Annotated in this window: 20 protein-coding genes; 9 read left to right on the forward strand and 11 right to left on the reverse strand. The window is 67.2% G+C overall.

Annotated elements, in window-relative coordinates:
- Nucleotides 1-7: 7 nt before the first annotated feature.
- From DELCS14_RS13750 to DELCS14_RS13770, 5 genes are all read right to left on the reverse strand, one after another.
- A complete protein-coding gene (locus DELCS14_RS13750) occupies nt 8-1,030 on the reverse strand; it encodes a GGDEF domain-containing protein (RefSeq protein ID WP_013802165.1) in 1,023 nt (340 codons plus the stop codon).
- A 34-nt stretch (nt 1,031-1,064) separates the two neighbouring features.
- Nucleotides 1,065-1,844 carry a tRNA (guanosine(46)-N7)-methyltransferase TrmB gene (gene trmB / locus DELCS14_RS13755; RefSeq protein ID WP_012205875.1) on the reverse strand — a complete coding sequence of 260 codons (780 nt, stop codon included), beginning with the start codon at nt 1,842-1,844 and terminating at the stop codon, nt 1,065-1,067.
- A gap of 40 nt (nt 1,845-1,884) precedes the next feature.
- On the reverse strand, nt 1,885-2,823 hold the full coding sequence (gene gluQRS / locus DELCS14_RS13760) for a tRNA glutamyl-Q(34) synthetase GluQRS (RefSeq protein WP_013802166.1): 939 nt from the start codon (nt 2,821-2,823) through the stop codon (nt 1,885-1,887).
- Between the two features lie 55 nt (nt 2,824-2,878).
- On the reverse strand, nt 2,879-4,006 hold the full coding sequence (locus tag DELCS14_RS13765; protein WP_013802167.1) for an FAD-dependent oxidoreductase: 1,128 nt from the start codon (nt 4,004-4,006) through the stop codon (nt 2,879-2,881).
- Between the two features lie 134 nt (nt 4,007-4,140).
- Entirely contained in the window at nt 4,141-5,079 is a 939-nt protein-coding gene (locus DELCS14_RS13770) for a LysR family transcriptional regulator (RefSeq protein ID WP_013802168.1), read from the reverse strand.
- A 133-nt stretch (nt 5,080-5,212) separates the two neighbouring features.
- On the opposite strand from DELCS14_RS13770, the gene DELCS14_RS13775 reads away from it, so the two are divergent.
- The 3 genes from DELCS14_RS13775 (at nt 5,213) to DELCS14_RS13785 (ending at nt 7,081) form a co-directional block, all read left to right on the forward strand.
- Complete coding sequence (locus DELCS14_RS13775) at nt 5,213-5,914, forward strand: pirin family protein (RefSeq protein ID WP_013802169.1); 702 nt, start codon at nt 5,213-5,215, stop codon at nt 5,912-5,914.
- Nucleotides 5,915-5,958: 44 nt separating this feature from the next.
- Nucleotides 5,959-6,366, forward strand: a complete 408-nt coding sequence (locus DELCS14_RS13780; protein ID WP_013802170.1) for a DoxX family protein — start codon at nt 5,959-5,961, stop codon at nt 6,364-6,366.
- Between the two features lie 160 nt (nt 6,367-6,526).
- The gene (locus DELCS14_RS13785) at nt 6,527-7,081 is read left to right on the forward strand and encodes a flavodoxin family protein (RefSeq protein ID WP_043796746.1); all 555 of its coding nucleotides are present in this window, start codon (nt 6,527-6,529) and stop codon (nt 7,079-7,081) included.
- Here DELCS14_RS13785 and DELCS14_RS13790 read toward each other — a convergent pair.
- The 4 genes from DELCS14_RS13790 to DELCS14_RS13805 form a co-directional block, all read right to left on the reverse strand.
- Nucleotides 7,078-7,869 carry a sulfurtransferase gene (locus DELCS14_RS13790; protein ID WP_013802172.1) on the reverse strand — a complete coding sequence of 264 codons (792 nt, stop codon included), beginning with the start codon at nt 7,867-7,869 and terminating at the stop codon, nt 7,078-7,080. The genes DELCS14_RS13785 and DELCS14_RS13790 overlap by 4 nt on opposite strands.
- 65 nt (nt 7,870-7,934) lie before the next feature.
- Nucleotides 7,935-8,804, reverse strand: coding sequence for a MinD/ParA family protein (locus tag DELCS14_RS13795; RefSeq protein ID WP_013802173.1), 870 nt, complete (start codon nt 8,802-8,804; stop codon nt 7,935-7,937).
- Nucleotides 8,791-9,654 (reverse strand): GGDEF domain-containing protein, encoded by an 864-nt coding sequence (locus tag DELCS14_RS13800; RefSeq protein ID WP_013802174.1) that lies wholly within the window; start codon nt 9,652-9,654, stop codon nt 8,791-8,793. The genes DELCS14_RS13795 and DELCS14_RS13800 overlap by 14 nt, the downstream gene beginning before the upstream one ends.
- Nucleotides 9,605-11,350: a SulP family inorganic anion transporter gene (locus tag DELCS14_RS13805; RefSeq protein WP_013802175.1), complete on the reverse strand. Its 1,746-nt coding sequence runs from the start codon at nt 11,348-11,350 to the stop codon at nt 9,605-9,607. Before DELCS14_RS13805 ends, DELCS14_RS13800 begins: the two co-directional genes overlap by 50 nt.
- Before the next feature lie 150 nt (nt 11,351-11,500).
- Here DELCS14_RS13805 and DELCS14_RS13810 point away from each other — a divergent pair, with 150 nt between their 5' ends.
- The 5 genes from DELCS14_RS13810 (at nt 11,501) to DELCS14_RS29905 (ending at nt 16,323) form a co-directional block, all read left to right on the forward strand.
- Entirely contained in the window at nt 11,501-11,971 is a 471-nt protein-coding gene (locus DELCS14_RS13810; RefSeq protein ID WP_013802176.1) for a BON domain-containing protein, read from the forward strand.
- A gap of 100 nt (nt 11,972-12,071) precedes the next feature.
- Nucleotides 12,072-13,301: a PLP-dependent transferase gene (locus DELCS14_RS13815; RefSeq protein ID WP_013802177.1), complete on the forward strand. Its 1,230-nt coding sequence runs from the start codon at nt 12,072-12,074 to the stop codon at nt 13,299-13,301.
- A gap of 98 nt (nt 13,302-13,399) precedes the next feature.
- Nucleotides 13,400-15,151 (forward strand): alkaline phosphatase D family protein, encoded by a 1,752-nt coding sequence (locus DELCS14_RS13820; protein WP_013802178.1) that lies wholly within the window; start codon nt 13,400-13,402, stop codon nt 15,149-15,151.
- Between the two features lie 112 nt (nt 15,152-15,263).
- On the forward strand, nt 15,264-16,073 hold the full coding sequence (locus DELCS14_RS13825; protein ID WP_013802179.1) for a DUF2189 domain-containing protein: 810 nt from the start codon (nt 15,264-15,266) through the stop codon (nt 16,071-16,073).
- A gap of 64 nt (nt 16,074-16,137) precedes the next feature.
- A complete protein-coding gene (locus DELCS14_RS29905) occupies nt 16,138-16,323 on the forward strand; it encodes a hypothetical protein (protein ID WP_013802180.1) in 186 nt (61 codons plus the stop codon).
- Nucleotides 16,324-16,342: 19 nt separating this feature from the next.
- Here DELCS14_RS29905 and DELCS14_RS13830 read toward each other — a convergent pair whose 3' ends face one another.
- On the reverse strand, nt 16,343-17,008 hold the full coding sequence (locus DELCS14_RS13830) for an arylesterase (protein ID WP_013802181.1): 666 nt from the start codon (nt 17,006-17,008) through the stop codon (nt 16,343-16,345).
- 16 nt (nt 17,009-17,024) lie between these two features.
- On the opposite strand from DELCS14_RS13830, the gene DELCS14_RS13835 reads away from it, so the two are divergent.
- On the forward strand, nt 17,025-17,735 hold the full coding sequence (locus tag DELCS14_RS13835; protein ID WP_013802182.1) for an ABC transporter ATP-binding protein: 711 nt from the start codon (nt 17,025-17,027) through the stop codon (nt 17,733-17,735).
- A gap of 24 nt (nt 17,736-17,759) precedes the next feature.
- On the opposite strand, the gene sstT is transcribed toward DELCS14_RS13835, so the two are convergent.
- The gene (gene sstT / locus DELCS14_RS13840; RefSeq protein WP_013802183.1) at nt 17,760-18,983 is read right to left on the reverse strand and encodes a serine/threonine transporter SstT; all 1,224 of its coding nucleotides are present in this window, start codon (nt 18,981-18,983) and stop codon (nt 17,760-17,762) included.
- Nucleotides 18,984-19,195 lie beyond the last annotated feature (212 nt).

Raw genomic sequence — 19,195 nt, forward strand, 5'->3', positions numbered from 1 at the left:
GGCCGGCTCAGAACAGTTCGATATCGTTGCTGTTCACCTGGGGTGCCAGCAGCCCCTGGGTGATCAGATCACCGTAGTACCAGGTCTGGTTGCGGCCATGCTCCTTGGCGTGGTAGAGGGCCTGGTCGGCATGGCCCAGCACCTCCACGGGTGCGCCCGTGCCCATGGCGGCAAAGCCCGTGCTCACGGTGATGCGGCCGACCTGGGGGAACTCGTAGCTCTCCACGTCGTGGCGCAGGCGCTCCAGCGCCTTGCGGGCATTGACCAGGCTGACCGAGCGCAGCAGCACCACGAATTCCTCGCCGCCGAAGCGGAACACACGGTCCTTGGCGTCGAAGCAGCTGCGCAGGATGTTGGCCACCAGGATCAGCACCTCGTCGCCATACAGGTGGCCAAAGCGGTCGTTGATGCGCTTGAAATGGTCGATGTCGATGGCAGCCAGCCACTGGCCGGGAACGTCTTCCGTGGCCACGCCCGGCATGGCCATCGGCGCCTCCTGCAGCGACAGGCGCAGGAACTGTTCGTCGAAGGTCTTGCGGTTGAGCAGGCCGGTCAGCGCATCGCGTTCGCTGTAGTCCAGCAGGCTCTGGTAGTTGTGATAGACGCCGAAGATGCCCTGGATCACATCGAGCCGGCTGGGCGAGAAGGCCGTGGACTGCGTGATCTCCAGGCAGTGGTAGGCCGTCTCCTGGCGCCACAGCGGCAGCCACAGCACGTGCTGGCCATCGGGCTGCACGGCCGAGGCGATGAGGGCGCGCTGCTGCAGCGCCTGCTGCAGCGCGGGCATGGAGGCCAGCTCCACGCTTTGCGGGTCATACAAGGCCTCGGCATCGGTGGACATGACCTGATCGCCCTGGCTCCAGGTGCGCGCACGCACGCAGTGCCTGCCGTCGGGCATGGCGAACAGCTCCAGCGCCCGCACCTGCACCACGCCATTGAGCTTGAACAGGGTGGACAGCACCGAGATTTCCAATCGCAGATGGTCCCTGTGGGCCGTCATCTCGACCAGATTCTGTAGCAATGGCTGCATGCGAGGCCTTGTATTGGAAGAGGGCGCGACCGGCTCAGCGGCGCTCAAACACCAGATCCCACACACCGTGGCCCAGGCGGATGCCACGGTTTTCGAACTTGGTCAGCGGCCGGTAGTCGGGCTTGGCGGCATAGCCTTCGGCCGTGTTGGCCAGCAGGGGTTCCGCGCCCAGCACTTCCAGCATCTGCACCGCATAGGGCTCCCAGTCGGTGGCGCAGTGGATGTAGCCACCGGGACGCAGCCGGCGTGCCAGCTTGGCCACCAGAGGCTCCTGGATCAGGCGGCGCTTGTTGTGCTTTTTCTTGTGCCAGGGATCGGGGAAGAAGATGTGGATGCCGTCCAGGCTGGCCTCGGGCAGCATGTTGTCGATGACTTCGACGGCATCGTGCTGCAGGATGCGGATGTTGGAGATGTCCTGCTCGCCAATGCGCTTGAGCAGGGCGCCCACGCCGGGCTCGTGCACCTCGCAGCACAGGAAGTTGTCATCGGGGCGCACGCGCGCGATGTGCGCCGTGGCCTCGCCCATGCCGAAGCCGATCTCCAGGATCAGGGGTGCCTGGCGGCCATAGGTGGCCGAGGCGTCCAGCGGCGCGGCCTGGTAGTTCAGCACGAAGCGCGGACCAAGCTCCTCGAAGGCCTTGGCCTGGCCTGTCGTGGTGCGGCCGGCGCGGCGCACATAGCTCTTGATGGTCTTGGGATGGGCCACGCCCTCGGGCGGCTGGCCGGTACGGGCGGCCGCAGGTGTGGAGGGCGAAGAGGAATCGTGCGGCGCACCGGGGGCAGCGGACATGGTGTTCGGGGTATCGCCGTCCATGGACTGCTCGGCTTGGGGGGAAGAAATTGGGTTCACGGGCTCAATTGTATGTATGGCGCCAGCCCCTGACCCAGAACTGCAGCGCTTCGCCCAATGCGGCCTGGGGTGATGGCTGGGGCAGTCCCAGGTGGGCGGCTGCGGTGCGCAGCGCGGTCACGGGGGCGCTCAGGTCCAGTGCAGGGGCGCCGTGCTGCTTGGAAAGCTTTTCGCCGTCGGGCATGAGCACCAGCGGCGTGTGCAGGTACTGCGGGTGACCTATGCCCAGGGCGCGCTGCAGCAGCATCTGGCGGGGCGTATTGTCGGCGAGGTCGGCGCCGCGCACCACATGGGTGATGCCCTGCAGGCCGTCATCGACGACCACGGCGAGCTGGTAGGCCCACAGGCCGTCGGCCCGGCGCAGAACAAAGTCGCCCACGCCGTGGATCACATCCTGCTGCTGGGCGCCCAAGCGGCGGTCCTGCCAGTGCAGCACGGGGTCGTGGCGGGTGAAGCGGTCCAGCGCAAAGCGCCAAGCCCGGGCGCTCTTGCCGTGCAGGCCGTCGCGGCAGGTGCCGGGGTAGGGCCGCTCCACATGGCGCTCATGGACCCAGCCCAGGTTTTCCCAGGCTGCCTCGATGTCCTTGCGCGTGCAGCCGCAGGGATAGGCCAGGCCGCCGGCCTTGAGTCGCTCCAGTGCGCTTTCGTAGAAGGTGTGGCGGTGGGACTGCCAGACGGGCTCTTCATCCGGCAGCAGGCCGCAGGTGGCAAGCTGGTTCAGGATGGCGGTGTCGGCACCGGGCTGGCAGCGCGGAGGGTCTATGTCCTCGATGCGCACCAGCCAGCGGCCGCCATGGGCGCGTGCATCCAGCCAGCTGGCCAGCGCCGCCACCAGGGAGCCTGCATGCAGCAGGCCCGTGGGTGAGGGCGCAAAACGGCCGACATACGGGGATGGGGCGGGTGCGGAGCCGGTCTCGGCGGATTCAGGGGCGGCGGGAATCATCGGGGCCGGATGTTAAGGCCTTGCGCCGCCCCCTGCCAGGACCTGGTGGCCTGGTTCAGTCCGCAACCAACGCCAGGGCCATTTCCAGTCCCGAGACAAAGGCATCCTCCACGCGGCGGCCAATGCACCAGTCGCCGCACAGGCCCAGGCCCGCATCCTTGTTGCGCAAATGGCTGCGGCCCAGCGGCGACAGGGTCTGCGCATGGGGCCAGAGGTAGACGCTGGCATGGCGGGGAGGGATGCGGATGCGCGTGATCTCGCCAAAGGCCTTCTGCATCTTGGCCAGCACGCGCGGGGCGTCGTCGGCGCGGTGCTCCTGCGACCATTGGGGGCTGGCCAGCACGGTCCAGCGTTCGCTTTGGGAGCGGCCCGGCTTGGAGGATTCTCGTGCCACCCAGACCGCGCGCTCATGCGTGGTGCGGGCTGCATTCCACTGCGGCCCCAGGGTGGACAGGCCGGCCTCGGTGGCCATGGGGTAGGACAGCGTCAGCGCCCAGCAGGGCGCCATTTCCACGGCCGCCATGCCCTGCACCAGCGACAGGGCCAGGGGCGTGGTCTGCAGCAACTGGCGCGCCTGTGGAGCGGGCAGGGCGAGTATCACTTCATCGAATCCCGTGCGGATCTGCGTGGTCGGCTCGGTCGTCTCCACATGCAGGCTCCAGCCGTGCGACCCGGGCTGGCGTTCGAGCTTGGTCACGCGCTGGCCCAGGTGCAGGCGGTCGGCATCCCACAGCGGCGCGGCCCAGGCCAGCGGCAGGGCCTGCATGTCGGGCGTGGCCACCCAATGGGCTTCGGTGGGTGCGGGTGCAGCGCTGGACTGGCGGCCCTGCGCATCCAGCACGCGCAGCGTGCTCACGCTCCAGGGGCGGCACAGGCCGGGCACGGTCTGCAGGGCCAGCTCGAAGCGTTTGTCGCGCACGGTGAAATACTGCGCGCCGATGTCGAAGGCGCCATGCGCGGCGTTGACCGAGCGCATGCGCCCGCCCACCTGGGGCAGCCGCTCGTAGACATGGACATCGTGGCCGGCCTGCATCAGCGTGCGTGCGCAGGCCAGGCCCGCCATGCCGGCGCCAATCACGGCAATGCGGCGTGCGCCGGCCTTGGGGCGCGCCTTGGAGGCTTCGGGGGGCTTGGTGGCCTTTTTCTTGACCGTGGACTTGGAGGCAGCGCGGGAAGCGTTCATGGAGCAGACCTTTGCGGGCAGTGGCAGATTCCGGGAAGCATGTCCTTTCCGGCCTGCTCCACCGCAGCGGCGTGGCAGGCCGGGACCTGTAACCACTCTACACCCGCGAAGACCGCCCGGCGGCGTGCGCCAGCTCAATGTCGGTGATGATTTTCCATGAGAGCGCGGCGCGTGGCGGGGCTCTCCAACTGCTGCAGCCACCACTGCAGCGCGCGCGGCGGGACCTGCTGCGGCGCGCCGGACCAGGCGTAGTGCACGCGCACGTTGCGCGAGGGCCGGGCGACCTGGCGCGTCACCAGCAGGCCGGCCTGCACATACACATCGGCCATGAAATGGGGCAGGAAGCCGCAGCCTATGCCGCGCACCTGGGCCTCGATCTTGGCCTGCATGGAGTCCACGGTGAAGATGTCCTGGCCGCTGAGCAGGCCCATGCTGGCGCTGTCGCGCAGGCCTGAATCGGCCACGGCGATGATGCGGTGCTGCAGCAAGGTGGCGTCGGTGATGGGCTCGGGCGCCGTGGCCAGCGGATGGTGGGGCGCCACGGCAAAGACGAAGTCCAGCTCGCCCAGCTCGCAGGCCTGCAGGCCCGCTACGTTGCTGGAGTTGACCGCCACCCCGATGGCCAGGTCGGCCCGGCCCGAGGTCAGCGTCTCCAGCGTGCCGGTGAGGATGCCGTCGCGCAGCTTCAGCCGCGTGGGTGGCTGCATGGCGTAGAAGGCCTCGACCAGCTCCAGCATCGGCGTGCGCGCCACGGCACCATCGACCACGATGGTCAGGTGCGGCTCCCAGCCCGTGGCCACGCGGCGCACGCGATGCGCCACGGTGTCGATCTCATGCAGCAGGCGCACCCCCTCGCGCAGCAGCTCCCGGCCGGCCTCGGTGGGCTGGGCGTGGCGCGAGCGGCGGTCGAACAGCAGCACGTCCAGCGCATCTTCGATCTGGCGCACACGGTAGGTCAGGGCACTGGGCACCAGGCCCAGCTGGCGTGCAGCGGCGGCAAAGCTGCCGGCCTCGGCAATGGCCTGGAGCATGGCCAGGCTGTCGGGGGTGAGCACGTCGCGGGGGCTGGGCATGGGGCGTTATGGCTTCAAAAGCTTTGAATGATGCCATCAATCCTGCTGCGCCTTGCCTGCGGCAGCGGCTTCTACAGTGGAGCCATCGACGCAAGAGTTTCGAAGATCTGATACGTTGGAAAGGGACAAAAACATGATCGCCCTGCGCAAATCCCGGGAACGCGGCCATGCCGACCATGGCTGGCTGCGCTCGCACCACAGCTTCTCGTTTGCGGGCTACCATGATCCGCGCCACATGGGCTTTGGCAACCTGCGCGTGATCAACGAGGACCACATCGCCCCGGGCACGGGCTTCGGCTCCCATGGCCACAAGGACATGGAGATCATCAGCTACGTGCTCGAAGGCCGGCTCTCGCACAAGGACAGCATGGGCAACGAGCAGACCATCTCGCCCGGCGAGGTGCAGCGCATGAGCGCCGGCTCGGGCGTGGTGCACAGCGAGCACAACCACGCACCGGGCCAGACCACGCATTTCCTGCAGATCTGGCTGCTGCCCAGCGAGACGGGCATTGCGCCCGGCTATGCGCAAAAAGCCTTTGCCGACGAGGAAAAGCGCGGCCGGCTGCGCCTGGTGGCCTCGCCCGATGGCGCGGATGGCTCGGTCAGCGTCCATGCCGATGCCCGCCTCTATGCAGGCCTGTTCGACGGCGATGAGCAGGCCGAACTGGAACTGCCCGCCGACCGCAAGACCTATGTGCACCTGGTGCGCGGCACGCTGAGCGTCAATGGGCAACGGCTGACAACGGGCGATGCGGCCCTTGTGGAGAATGAACCGCGACTGCGCCTGCACGACGGGGAACAGTCCGAGGTCCTGGTCTTCGATCTGCAAGCCTGAGAGCGTGCACAGCACGCTCTGAAGATTCACGAGGAGTACCCATCATGTTGAACCGTCTGAGCAACCCGCTGGCGCTGGCCGGCCGCATCCTGATCGCGCTGATGTTCGTGCCTGCGGGCTTTCAGAAAATCGGAGGCTTCGCCGGGACTGTGGGCTATGCCGCATCGGTAGGCATGCCCATGCCGCAGATCGGCGTGGCCATTGCCCTGGTGGTGGAGATCGTCGGCGGCCTGGCCTTGCTGCTGGGCTGGTGCACGCGCTGGGCGGCCCTGGTGCTGGCGTTCTTCACGCTGGTGGCCAGCTTCTTCTTCCATGCCTACTGGAGCGTGCCGGCCGACGCGGCCATGATGCAGCAGCTGCTGTTCTGGAAGAACATCGCCGTGACTGGCGGCCTGCTGGGCTTTGCCGCCCACGGTGCCGGCGGCTGGAGCGTGGATGCGCGCCGCCATTGAGTGGGTCGGGCAGCGTTGGCCATGCCCTGATTTTTGTTAGGCTACTGTCTTGAGTGGGCCCCGCAGCAGCGCTGCGGGGCCCTTTGGCGTGGATGGATTGATGAATGCGGCGCTGGCTGGCCTGTGGCTGCGCAGGGCGTTCGAGGATTGGATTTCTTGTATGGCAGATATCGTGGTGGTCTACCACTCGGGTTACGGACACACCCAGCGCATGGCCCAGGCCGTGGCAGACGGCGCAGGCGCGCGCATGCTGTCGATCGACAGCGACGGCCAGCTGCCTGCGGGTGGCTGGGAGTTGCTGGCGGCGGCAGACGCCATCGTCTTTGGATCGCCCACCTACATGGGCGGGCCGAGCTGGCAGTTCAAGCGCTTTGCCGATGCCTCTTCCAAGCCATGGTTCGTGCAGGCCTGGAAGGACAAGCTATTCGCCGGCTTCACCAACAGTGCCAGCGTCAACGGCAACAAGCAGACCACGCTGGACTATCTGTTCCAGCTGGCCATGCAGCATGGTGGCCTGTGGGTGGGCAGCGGCATGCTGCCGTCCAACGCGCGCGCCGCGCAGCGCAATGACCTCAACTGGATAGGCGCCTTCAGCGGTGCCATGGCGCAATCGGCCTCGGATGCCTCGGCCGCCGAAATGCTGCCGGGCGACCTGGAGACGGCGCGCGTGTTCGGCGAGCGCGTGGCGCAGCAGGCGCTGCGGCTGAAGGCCTAAGCCTTGCCTGGCGGGCTTGTCGGTTGTATCGGCTCCAGCGGCTCTGCCGGAGCCAAGGGCGTGATGGCCAGGTCCGCACCTACGGCCCGGCGCTCGTCAAAGACGAAGCAGCCGCCGTCATAGAAGGCGCCGTCGGTTTCCTCGAAGTACTTGAGGATGCCGCCTTCCAGCTGGTAGACATGTTCCAGGCCCTCGTCCCGCATCAGGATGGCGGCCTTCTCGCAGCGTATGCCGCCCGTGCAGTAGCTGACCACGGTCTTGTCGGTCAGCTCGGCCTTGTGGGCGCGCAGCGCGGGCGGGAACTCGGTGAACTTGGTGATGCGCCAGTCGATGGTGTCCTTGAAGGCGCCGGCATCGACCTCGAAGTCGTTGCGCGTGTCCAGCGTCACCACCTCGCGGCCCTCGTCATCGTGGCCCTGTTCCAGCCAGCGGCGCAGCGTGGCGGGGCTGACCGATGGCGCGCGGCCCTCTGCCGGGCGGATGGTAGGGTGGTCCATGCGGATGATCTCGCGCTTGACCTTGACCAGCATCTTGCGAAACGGCACGGTGTCGGACCAGCTTTCCTTGGGGGCCAGGTCGGCAAAGCGCTCATCGGCGCGCAGCTGGTCAACGAAGCTGTGCACCGCCTGTGCGGGGCCGGCCAGGAAGAAGTTGATGCCTTCCTCGGCCAGGAGGATGGTGCCCTTGAGCGCCAGGGCCTGGGCGCGTTCGGCCAGGGTGTCGCGCAGCGCCGCTGCATCGGGCAGCGGCGTGAACTTGTAGCAGGAAATATTGAGGATGTCGGACACGGGCAGGCAGGCGGGTGCGGCACAGGCCGCGGGTTGGATCGGGGCGCCGGCGAGAGGCGGCCCGATCAGCCGCCCGACACCAGCAGGGCCTTGATTTTATTGGCCAGCTGGGCCACTGCCAGCGAAGCCGGTGCGCCGGGCATGGACTGCAGCAGCAACTGGCGGCGCATCACTGCCTCGCGCACGGCCGGGTCGGACGGAATATCGCCCAGGTGCGTGAGCCGCAATGGCTCGCCGGAGGCCGTGTTGACAAAGCGGTTGAGCACCTGCTGCAGCTGACCCGTGATGGCGCGGCCATCTCCGGGGCGTGCCGCCTGGTTGATGGCCAGGCGGATCTGCTGGCGCTTTTGCTGGATGGCCAGCACCTTGATGGCCGCATAGGCATCGGTCAGCGAGGTGGGCTCGGGCGTGGCGATGACCAGCACCTCGGTGGCCATGGACACGGAGAACAGCACCACGTCCGAGATGCCTGCGCCGGTGTCCAGCAGCACGATGTCGTAGCGCGGGGCCAGTGTCTCGATGGTGTGCGTGAACTGCTGGCGGATCTCGGGCGTGAGCCGCGAGTACTCGATCATCCCGGAGCCGGCCAGCAGCACCGAGTAGCCGCCAGGCGCGGGCAGGATGGCTTCCTCCAGCGAGGAGCGGCCGGTGAATACATCGTGCAGCGTGACCTTGGGGTAGAGGTTGAGCACCACATCCAGGTTGGCCAGACCCAGGTCGGCGTCAAGCACCAGGACCTTGAGGCCATGGCGTGTCAGCGCTGCGGCCAGATTGGCCGAAACGAAGGTCTTGCCCACGCCGCCCTTGCCGCTGGTCACGGCGATGATGTGTCCGCGCGGCTTGGCGCGCACGGCATCGCTCATCGGAACGGCAGCGGGCAGGGAGGGGTGGGGAATGGCGTTGTCGCTTACCACCTGGCTATCAGCGGAGTCCATCTTCGGGGTCCACATCGGTTGCAATATCTGGATTCAGCCCATTGTCAAACGGGGACGGGGCATACAAAGGTCCGAAAAGCAGGCTTTTTTCCTCCGCGCTTACCGTACTGTCAGGTTGTTCTTCAATGTGCACGCGGTTGCGGCCGGCGGATTTGGCCAGGTACAACTGTTTGTCGGCACGCTCGGTCCACAGGGTCGTGGTGCTGCGTATCCACTGCAGCGCATAGGCGCCGCCGATGCTGATGGTGATCTGCAGTGTCAGCGTGGGTGAGATGACGACCGGCATGCGCTCGATGGCGCTGCGTATGCGTTCGGCCACGGAGACACCGAAGGTCGCAGGGCAGGCGGGCAGCACGATGGCGAATTCCTCTCCTCCGTAGCGGGCCAGCGTGTCCATGGGGCGCACGCAATTGGTCAGGGTACGGGCCACCGACTGCAGAACCCGGTCGCCCACGATATGGCCGTGCTGGTCGTTGATCTGCTTGAAATGGTCGATGTCCAGCATCAGCATCAGGGCCGCTTCGCCAGACCGCGCCACGCGGTCGATCTCGCGCTCGGCAATGGTGCGGAAATGGCGGCGGTTGGCCAGCCCCGTGAGCGGGTCGCGCAGCGACAGCGAGCACAGTTCATCGATCAGCGCCTGCAGATATCGCGTCGGCGAATCCGTGGGCAGATGGACCGCCCCACCAGCGTGGGTAACCAGCGCGTGGGCTGTGGCCAGGCGCAGGTCGCGCAGGTATACGGATTGGTGGGATGCGGGGGCAGTCACGGAGGGCTGAATGAAAAGCCAGTGAAGTGTATCAGTGTGTAGGCTCGATTGTCGCCGCGCCGGCATCGACTTTTGCACCATCGGAGGTAACAGATGTTGATCCTGGTGCAGGCACGAACGGCGGCAGGGCAAGGGCGGCGAGGAATTCCGCATCGGTGCGGTACAGCCGCAGGTGCGGTCCGCGGTGCAGGGCGCCCGCCCGCAGCAGCACCTGTTCGGCCGGCAGCTTCAGGCCCACCACATGCAGCACGCCGCTGCGCTTGGCCGCCAGCAGTTGCAGGCGCACGAAGGTCTCCACGCCCGTCACGTCGATGCGGTTGATGGGCTGGGCCAGCAGGCACAGATGGTGTGTCTCCGGGCGCAGCGCCCATTCGTCACCGATACGACGCTCCAGTGCCGAGGCCGAGCCGAAGTCCAGCTCGGCATCCATGCGCAGGGCCAGCAGGCCCGGCGCCAGCGGCGGCAGTTGCCAGAGGTTGCGGTCGCGCAGGCTGCCGTCGGGATGCTGGCCCACCTCGATGATGCGCGGATGCAGGCGCTGGTAGAGGAAGTAGCCCAGGCTCAGCACAATGCCCGCGAACACGCCCCAGTACATGCGCGGCGCCGTGACGATGGTCAGCAGCAGCGTGGCCAGCGCAATGCTGCCCTCCACGCGCGACACCTTGAACAACTGCAGCAGCACGCGCGGCTTGACCAGGTTGACCACGGCCGTGATCACGATGGCCGCCAGCGCTGCCTTGGGCACGTGGTACAGCGCCGGGATGAACCACAGCACCACGATGACCACCAGCAGGATGGAGAACACGTTGGACCAGCCCGTCTTGGCGCCGGCCAGCAGGTTCACGGCCGAGCGCGAGAACGAGGCGCTGGTGGCAAAGCTGCCGAACAGGCCTGCACTGATCTTGGACAGCCCCTGGGCGACCAGGTCCTGGTTCTCGTTCCAGCGCGTGCCGGCCTGCTGGTGCTCCACCTGGGCGCTGGAGGCCGTCTCCAGAAAGCTCACCAGCGAGATCACCAGCACCGGCATCACCAGGGCGCCGAACTCGTCCCAGCTCAGCAATCCCGGCAACTGGAAGCTGGGCAGGCCTGCCGGCAGGTGGCCGACCACGGCGCCACCGTCATCGGCAAAGTCCGTGGCCCAGCTGATCACGCCGGTCAGCGCAATGATGAAGATGGCCGAGGGAAAGGCCGCGCGCCAGCGCTTGGCCAGCACCAGCAGCGCAATGCTGGCAATGCCGTAGAGGATGGACTGCCAGTCGAAAAGCTGCAGCGAAGGCGTGTTCCAGACCGCGCTCCAGGTCGAACGCAGTCCCAGCAGGGTGGGCAACTGCGAGGCCAGGATCAGCAGCGCTGCCGCCTGTGTGAAACCCGTGAGCACGGGCGAGGTCACCAGGTTGAGCAGCCAGCCGGCGCGCATCAGGCCCAGCGACCACTGCACCAGGCCCGACAAAATCGCCATCCAGGCGGCCAGGGCCACCCAGTGCGCGGAGCCGGGCTCGGCCAGGCCCGTGAGGGAGGCGCCGATCAGCAGTGCACTCAAGGCCGTGGGCCCCACACCCAGGCGCGGCGAGCCGCTGAACATCACGGCCACCAGGGCAGGGACGATGGAGGCGTAAATGCCGGTGATCAGCGGCATGCCGGCAAGCGCCGCATAGGCCACGCCCTGGGGCAGAAGCATCAGACCAACGGTGAGACCTGCCCAGAACTCCCCGCGCAGCACGGCTGCCGAGGGTTTGGGCCATGCCAGGAAGGGAAACCAGCGCGCCAGGGAATGCATGGCCGCTATTGTCATGCTAACTGGATGGTGCCGGGATGTTCGGGCTTGTCCTACAGGCGCTTGCGTCGGCGTCGTATGGGTTTGTCCCAGGGCCATAAATAAAGTCGAGGCCTGTGTTGACCGCCTCACAACTATTCAAGGAGTAACCGCATGACTTTCATCACCCAACGCTGCTGCCACATCCTCGCCGTGTCCGCCCTGGCCTTCGGCCTCGCCGCATGCGGAAAGACCGAAGACACTGCCGGCCAGAAGCTCGACTCCGCCGTCCAGCAGTCCCAGCAGGCCGCGCAAAGCGCAGGCCAGAAGATCGACAACGCCATGAGCAGCGCCGGCACCAAGATCGAGGAAGGCGCGATGAAGGCCGAAACGGCCACCAACAACGCCATGAGCCAGGCAGGCGCCGCGCTCGACGATGCAGGCATCACCGCCCAGATCAAGGCCGACCTGATCAAGGAACCCGATATTTCCGCCCTCAAGATCGACGTGGACACCAAGGCCGGCGCCGTCACGCTGACCGGCTCGGTGCCCAGCGATGCGCTCAAGATGCGCGCCGGCGACATTGCCAAGGCCGTCAAGGGCGTGAACAACGTCAGCAACATGCTGGAGATCAAGGCCAGCTGATCGCAGCCACCGGCTTTGCTCCCCCAATGAAAACCAGGCGCTTTGTCCGCCTGGTTTTTTTATGCCTGAACGCCGTGGCCCAGCGCATAAGATGCGCTGCATGAGCACACCCGACCTGCAGATCAGCACCCATCTCATCCACCATCCCTACCAGCCGCCCGAAGGCTTTGTCGCGCCGCAGCCGCCGGTGCACAAGGCCTCGACGGTGATCTTCGAGAACGTGGCGGCCATGCGCCGCCGCCAGTGGCTGGACAAGAGCAGCTACACCTACGGCCTGCACGGCACGCCCACCACGTTCTTGCTGGAAGAGCGCCTGAGCGCGCTGGAAGGCGGCCTGCAATGCCTGCTGGTGCCCAGCGGCCTGGCGGCCATCGCCACCACCTCCCTGGCCCTGCTGCGCACCGGCGACGAGATGCTGCTGCCCGACAACGCCTATGGTCCCAACAAGACCCTGAGCGAGGGCGAGCTGGCCCATTTCGGCGTGCGCCACCAGTGCTACGACGCCATGGATGTTGCCGACCTCGAAGCCAAAATCACGCCCAAGACGCGTTTGGTCTGGCTGGAGGCGCCGGGCTCGGTGACCATGGAGTTCCCTGACCTCATCGCCATGGTGCGCCTGTGCCGCGCGCGCGGCATCACCACCGTGCTGGACAACACCTGGGGTGCGGGCCTGGCCTTCAATCCCTTCGACCTGCTGGGCGACGGCTCGCACAGCCTGGGCGTGGACGCCACCGTCCATGCGCTGACCAAGTACCCCAGCGGCGGTGGCGATGTGCTCATGGGCAGCATCATCACGCGCGACCAGGCGCTGCACATGCGCATCAAGCTGGCCCATATGCGCCTGGGCCTGGGCGTGGGCGGCAACGACACCGAGGCCGTGCTGCGCTCGCTGCCCAGCATTGCGCTGCGCTACCACGCACAGGACCGCGCCGCGCGCGAGCTGGCGCGCTGGCTGCAGCAGCAGCCGGCCGTGGTCCAGGTGCTGCATCCCGCGCTGGAAGGCGCTCCAGGCCACGAGAACTGGAAGGCCCTGTGCGGCGCAGCCGGCGGCGGCGAGGGCGTGGCGGCCGGCCTGTTCAGCGTGGTCATCGACCCGCGCCACGGCCAGCAGGCCGTGGACCGCTTCTGCGACAGCCTGCGCCTGTTCAAGATCGGCTACAGCTGGGGCGGCCCCATCAGCCTGGTCGTGCCCTATGAGCTGCCGTCCATGCGCAGCTGCCCCACGCCCCAGCTGCGCAGCGGCACCGTGGTGCGCTTTGCCATCGGCCTGGAGGCCGTGCAGGACCTGCGTGCCGACCTGGAGCAGGCCCTGGCCGCCGCGTTCGCATAGTTGAGCGCCAGGCGCCGGTGACATGCGCCTGTCACCGGCAGCACCGATGCTCGTTGGCTTCATACCATCCCACGGGGGCCTCCAGGCCCTGGTCCAGCATGAAGCACAAAGAGAGCATCACCAATATCCTGCAGCACGCGAAAACCGCGTCCAATGGGCCCGGCATCGTGGCCAGCCGCCGCCATTTCGTGCGCGGCATGGGCGCATCGGCCCTGGCGCTGCCACTGGCCGGCTGCGGCGGCTCCGATGGCGACAGCAGCATTCCCGTCGAGTTCCGCCACGGCGTGGCCAGCGGCGACCCGTTGAGCGACCGCGTCATCCTCTGGACCCGCGTGACGCCACCCCAGGGCCATTCCAGCGACATCGAGGTGGAGTGGGAGCTGGCCTCGGACGCCGACTTCAAGACCATCGTGGTGTCGGGCAAGGCCATGGCGCGCGCCACCCAGGACTTCACCTTCAAGGCCGACGCCATGGGCCTCAAGCCCGCCACGCGCTACCACTACCGCTTTCGCTGCCAGGGCATGACCAGCGCCACGGGCCGCACGCGCACCCTGCCCGTGGGCGCCGTGCAGCAGGTCAAGCTGGCCGTGTTCTCCTGCGCCAACTACCCGGCGGGCTACTTCAATGTCTACGCGCATGCCGCGCGCCAGGGCGACCTGGATGCCACCGTGCACCTGGGCGACTACATCTATGAATACGCACGCGGAGGCTATGCCAATGGCAAGGCCGAAGCCATGCAGCGCCAGAGCCTGCCGTCCAACGAAATCGTCAGCCTGGCCGACTACCGCCAGCGCCATGCCCAGTACAAGAGCGATGCCGACCTGCAGGCCCTGCATGCGGCGGCGCCCATGATCGCCGTCTGGGACGATCACGAAGTCTCCAACGACACCTGGATGCACGGCGCCGAAAACCACCAGCCGGCCACCGAGGGCGATTTCGAATTGCGCAAGGTGGCCGCGCTCAAGGCCTATCACGAGTGGATGCCCACGCGCAACGCGCAGCCCGAGATCATCTACCGCAGCTTCGCCTTCGGCGACCTGCTGGCGCTGCACATGCTGGACACGCGCGTCATCGGCCGCGACAAACAACTGGACTACGCCGACTACTTCACCGCCCAGGGCCTGGACGCGGCACGCTTCACCTCCGACATGGCCAATCCTGCGCGCCAGCTCATGGGCGCCACCCAGACCCAGTGGCTGGGCCAGCAGCTGGCGGCCTCGCAGGCTACCTGGCAGGTGCTGGGCCAGCAGGTCCTGATGGGGCGCATGGAGCTGCCGGCGCCCTTGCTGATGGACATCCTCAGCCCCGGCAGCGGTGTCTCGCTGCCGGCCTACGCGGCGCTGCTGGCCAAGGCGCAGGTCAACCCGGCCAGCCTGACGGCGGCGGAAAAGGCCATCCTGGCCCAGCCCAGCATTCCCTACAACCTCGATGCCTGGGACGGCTATGCCGTGGCACGCGAGACCGTGCTGGCCACGGCGCGCAGCCTGGGCAAGAACCTGGTCGTGCTGGCGGGCGACACCCACAATGCCTGGGCCAGCGAACTGCGTGACCGCAGCGGGCAGGGCGTGGGCGTGGAGTTCGCGACCTCGTCCGTCAGCTCGCCGGGTTTCGAGGAATACCTGTCTGGCCAGGACCCGGCCCAGCTGCGTGGCGCGCTGCTGCAATTCATCTCCACGCTCAAGTACTGCGATACCTCGCGCCGTGGCTACATGATCGTCACGGCCACGCCGCAGGCTTGCCAGGCCGAGTGGATCTACGTGGACACCGTGTTCAGCCGCCAGTACCAGGCTGTGCGCGATGCGGCCTGGAAGGTGCTGCCCGGCCAGCCGGGCAAGCTGGTCCAGGCCTGAGTGCAGACTCGGGTACAGACCTGGGGGTCTGGGCGGGCCTCGGTAGTTTCCGCCATGGCAGCAGTGCCATGGCTGCGATAACTTTGGACTCGCTGATCCAGGAGGTCCAGGCATGCAGGCATCCCCCGCTCCCGAGAAAGCTTCCGACAACCCGGCCGGCATGCTGCAGGTGCAACTGCTGCGCATGGCCGATCCCTGGCGCTGGCTGGCCCTGGGCTGGAGCGATCTGCGGCGTGCGCCCGGCGTGGCGCTGTTCTACGGCCTGTGCTTCTGGGCCATGGCCCTGCTGATCGGCTGGGTGTTCCGCGCCAGCCCGGAATACAGCATGGCCATGGCAAGCGGCTGCCTGCTGATCGGCCCCTTCCTGGCCATGGGCCTGTACGACACCAGCCGCAGGCTGGAGCGGGGCTTGCCGCCCCAACTGAGCAGCTCGCTGACCTGCTGGGACACGCAGATGGGCAGCATGGGCATGCTGGTCATGGTGCTGCTGGTGCTGGAGATGCTCTGGGCGCGCGCCTCCATGGTGGTCTTTGCCGTGTTCTTCGATACCGGCATGCCGACCACGGCCGGCATGCTGCAGGCCGTGGCGCGGCCCGAGAACTGGGAATTCCTGGCCATCTACCTGCTGGTCGGCGGCGCCTTCGCGGCCCTGGTATTCGCCAGCATGGTGGTGGCGCTGCCGGCCATGCTGGATCGGGCCAGCGACGCACTCACGGCCTGCATCACCAGCATGCGCGTGGTCGGCCTGAACCTGGCCGTCATGCTGCAGTGGGCCGCAATCATCACTGTGCTGGTGGCGGTTTCCCTGTGGTGGTATGGCGCGGGCCTGCTGCTGGTGGGGCCTTTGCTGGGTTGTGCCAGTTGGCATGCATACCGTTGCAGCGTGGGCGATTCCGCCGTGCCTGCGTCCACCATATCCTGAGGTTTTCCTGGCATGCCCCGTCTTGCGGCTACAGTGGGGCTTGCAACAACAGAGGAGTCCACCTGTGGCGACACCCAATTACGCCTATGAAAAACGCCAGCGCGAACTGGCCAAGAAGCAGAAGAAGCTAGAGAAGGAGAAGGCCAAGGCTGAAAAAAGACCCGACGACCATGAGGGCGGCGGCTCAGAAGGTAATGCGCAGGCATCTTCTGCAGCAGCCCGTCCCGGCGAGGAAGGCCGCGGCAGCTGACACCCTGCCTGCCCTGAGCTCAGGGCAGCAGCTTGCTGAGCTGGGGCCAGACGTTGTCCAGCATGCGCGGCTGGGCCTTGGCCGTGGGGTGGATGCGGTCGGCCTGGAACCACTGGGCCGAATCGGCCGCATCACCGATGCCGGCCAGCAGGAAGGGCACCAGCGGCACCTTCTGCTCCTGCGCCACCTTGGCAAACAGCTGCTCGAACTGGCGCGTATAGCCGCTGCCATAGTTGGGCGGCACCTGCATGCCCACCAGCAGCACCTTGGCACCGGCATCCCGGGCCGCGCGCACCATGGCGTCCAGATTGCCCTGCGTGCTTTGCAGCGGCAGACCCCGCAGCGCATCGTTGCCACCCAATTCGATCACCACCACCGATGGCTTGTGCTGCTTGAGCAAGGCAGGCAGGCGAGAGCGGCCGCCCGAGGTGGTCTCGCCACTCACGCTGGCGTTGACCAGCGGCACATTCTTTGGGCTCTCCTGCAGGCGCTTTTGCAGCAGTGCCACCCAGCCCGTGCCACGGGCCAGTCCGTATTCGGCACTCAGCGAGTCGCCCAGCACCAGCAGCGGGCCCGGCTCGGCTGCCCATGTGGACGTGGCCGTCCAAGTACCCAGCAGGCCGAAGGCCAAGCCGGCCGATATAAAGTGGCGGCGTCGGCGCATTGCGCGCAGCTTGTCTTGCATCGTCTTTCCATCCTCCATGTCACAAAGCACTGCCCAGCCCCTGATCGAAGTCGAGCATGTCTTCAAGTCGGTCAGCGATTCGACCGGAACACTGGATATTCTGCGGGATATCGATCTGCGTTTTGCCGCAAGGGAAACCGTGGCCATCGTCGGTGCCTCGGGCTCGGGCAAGAGCACGCTGCTGTCCATTCTTGCCGGCCTGGATACGCCCACGCGCGGCACGGTGCGGCTGCAGGGCCAGGACATGTTCGCGCTGGATGAGGATGCACGCGCCGCCGTGCGCGCGCAAAAGCTGGGCTTTGTGTTCCAGAGCTTCCAGCTGCTGGGCAATCTGACGGCGCTGGAGAACGTGATGCTGCCGCTGGAGCTGGCGGGCAGCCGCGAGGCCCGCCGCCGCGCCACCGAGATGCTGGAGCGCGTGGGCCTGGGCCAGCGCCTGGGTCACTATCCCAAGCTGCTGTCGGGCGGCGAGCAGCAGCGCGTGGCGCTGGCCCGCGCCTTCGTGGTCGAGCCCGCCGTGCTGCTGGCCGACGAGCCCACGGGCAGCCTGGACTTTGCGACCGGCGAAACCATCATGGAGCTGATGTTCGCGCTCAACCGCGAACGCGGCACGACGCTGGTCATGGTCACGCACGACCGAGCCATCGCCGCGCGCTGCGAGCGCCGCGTGACCATCGAGGCCGGCCGCGTTGCCAGCATCGAAGAGGGGCAGGCGCTGGCGGCCTGATGGGACGCCAGCAAGGGGTGGCGCTCAGGCCGCCACGGCCTCACGGCGCCCGGCTGCCTCGCAGGCAGCGGCCGTGAAGATCACGTCGGTCGAGGAATTCAGCGCGGTTTCGGCCGAGTCCTGGATCACGCCGATCACAAAGCCCACGCCCACCACCTGCATGGCCAGATCGTTGGAGATGCCGAACAGGCTGCAGGCCAGCGGAATCAGCAGCAGCGAGCCGCCGGCCACGCCCGAGGCTCCGCAGGCGCAGACCGCGGACACCACGCACAGCAAGATGGCGGTCAGCAGATCGACCTCGATGCCCAGCGTATGGGCCGCAGCCAGCGAGAGCACGCTGATGGTGACGGCGGCGCCGGCCATGTTGATGGTTGCGCCCAGCGGGATGGAGACGCTGTAGGTGTCCTCATCCAGGCCCAGGCGCTTGGCCAACGCCAGGTTCACGGGGATGTTGGCGGCCGAGCTGCGCGTGAAGAAGGCCGTCACCGCGCTCTCGCGCAGGCAGGTCAGCACCAGCGGATAGGGGTTGCGGCGCGTCTGTGTCCAGACGATGAGCGGGTTCACCACCAGGGCCACGAAGAGCATGCAGCCCAGCAGCACGGCCAGCAGGTGCGCGTAGTCCAGCAGCTTTTCCAGGCCCGACTGGGCAAAGGTGCCGGCCACCAGGCCGAAGATGCCCAGCGGCGCCAGACGGATCACGCCCTGGATCACGCGGGTGATGGCCTGGCCCAGGTCCTGCATCACGGTGCGCGTGGACTCCGAGGCATGGCGCAGGGCCATGCCCATGGCCAGTGCCCAGGCGAGGATGCCGATGTAGTTGGCATTCATCAGCGCACGCACGGGGTTGTCGAAGGCGCTTTGCACCAGGGCCATCAGCACTTCGCCAATGCGCCCGGGCGCGCCCTGGGCCGGGGCGGCATCCTTGAACTGTATGGTGGAAGGGAAGGCCATGCTGGCCGCCACGGCGACCACGGCCGCCGCAAAGGTGCCCAGCACATACAGCCACAGGATGGGGCGGATCTGCGTGGCCTGGCCAGGCCGGTGGTTGCTGGTGGCCGAGACCACCAGCAGCAGTACCAGCACGGGCGCCACGGCCTTGAGGGCGGAGATGAACAGCGTGCCCAGCAGGGACACGGACTGGGCGGCCTCGGGCCAGAGCCAGGCCAGCAGGCCGCCAGCGACCAGGCTGATGGCGATCTGGCCGACCAGGCTGGTGCGGGCAAGCCGGGCGAAGAGGGCTTTGAGCATGATGGTTGGCAAAGAAAAGGAAAAAACTCAAGCGATGGAAAAATGCAAAGCGGCATGCCCGTGGCTACGGTGCATGCCGCAATGTGCAGGGCTGCTGGAAGGCGGCCAAGCCGCGCAGTGTAGCGGCTACGTAAAAACCACAGGAGCCGTTGCGCGCAGACGGGCTTCGCAAGGCGGGGCCCGGGGCGCCGCTCAATTGGCGGGATAATTGC

The organism is Delftia sp. Cs1-4 (genome assembly GCF_000214395.1).
In the GTDB taxonomy this organism is placed as follows: domain Bacteria; phylum Pseudomonadota; class Gammaproteobacteria; order Burkholderiales; family Burkholderiaceae_C; genus Comamonas; species Comamonas acidovorans.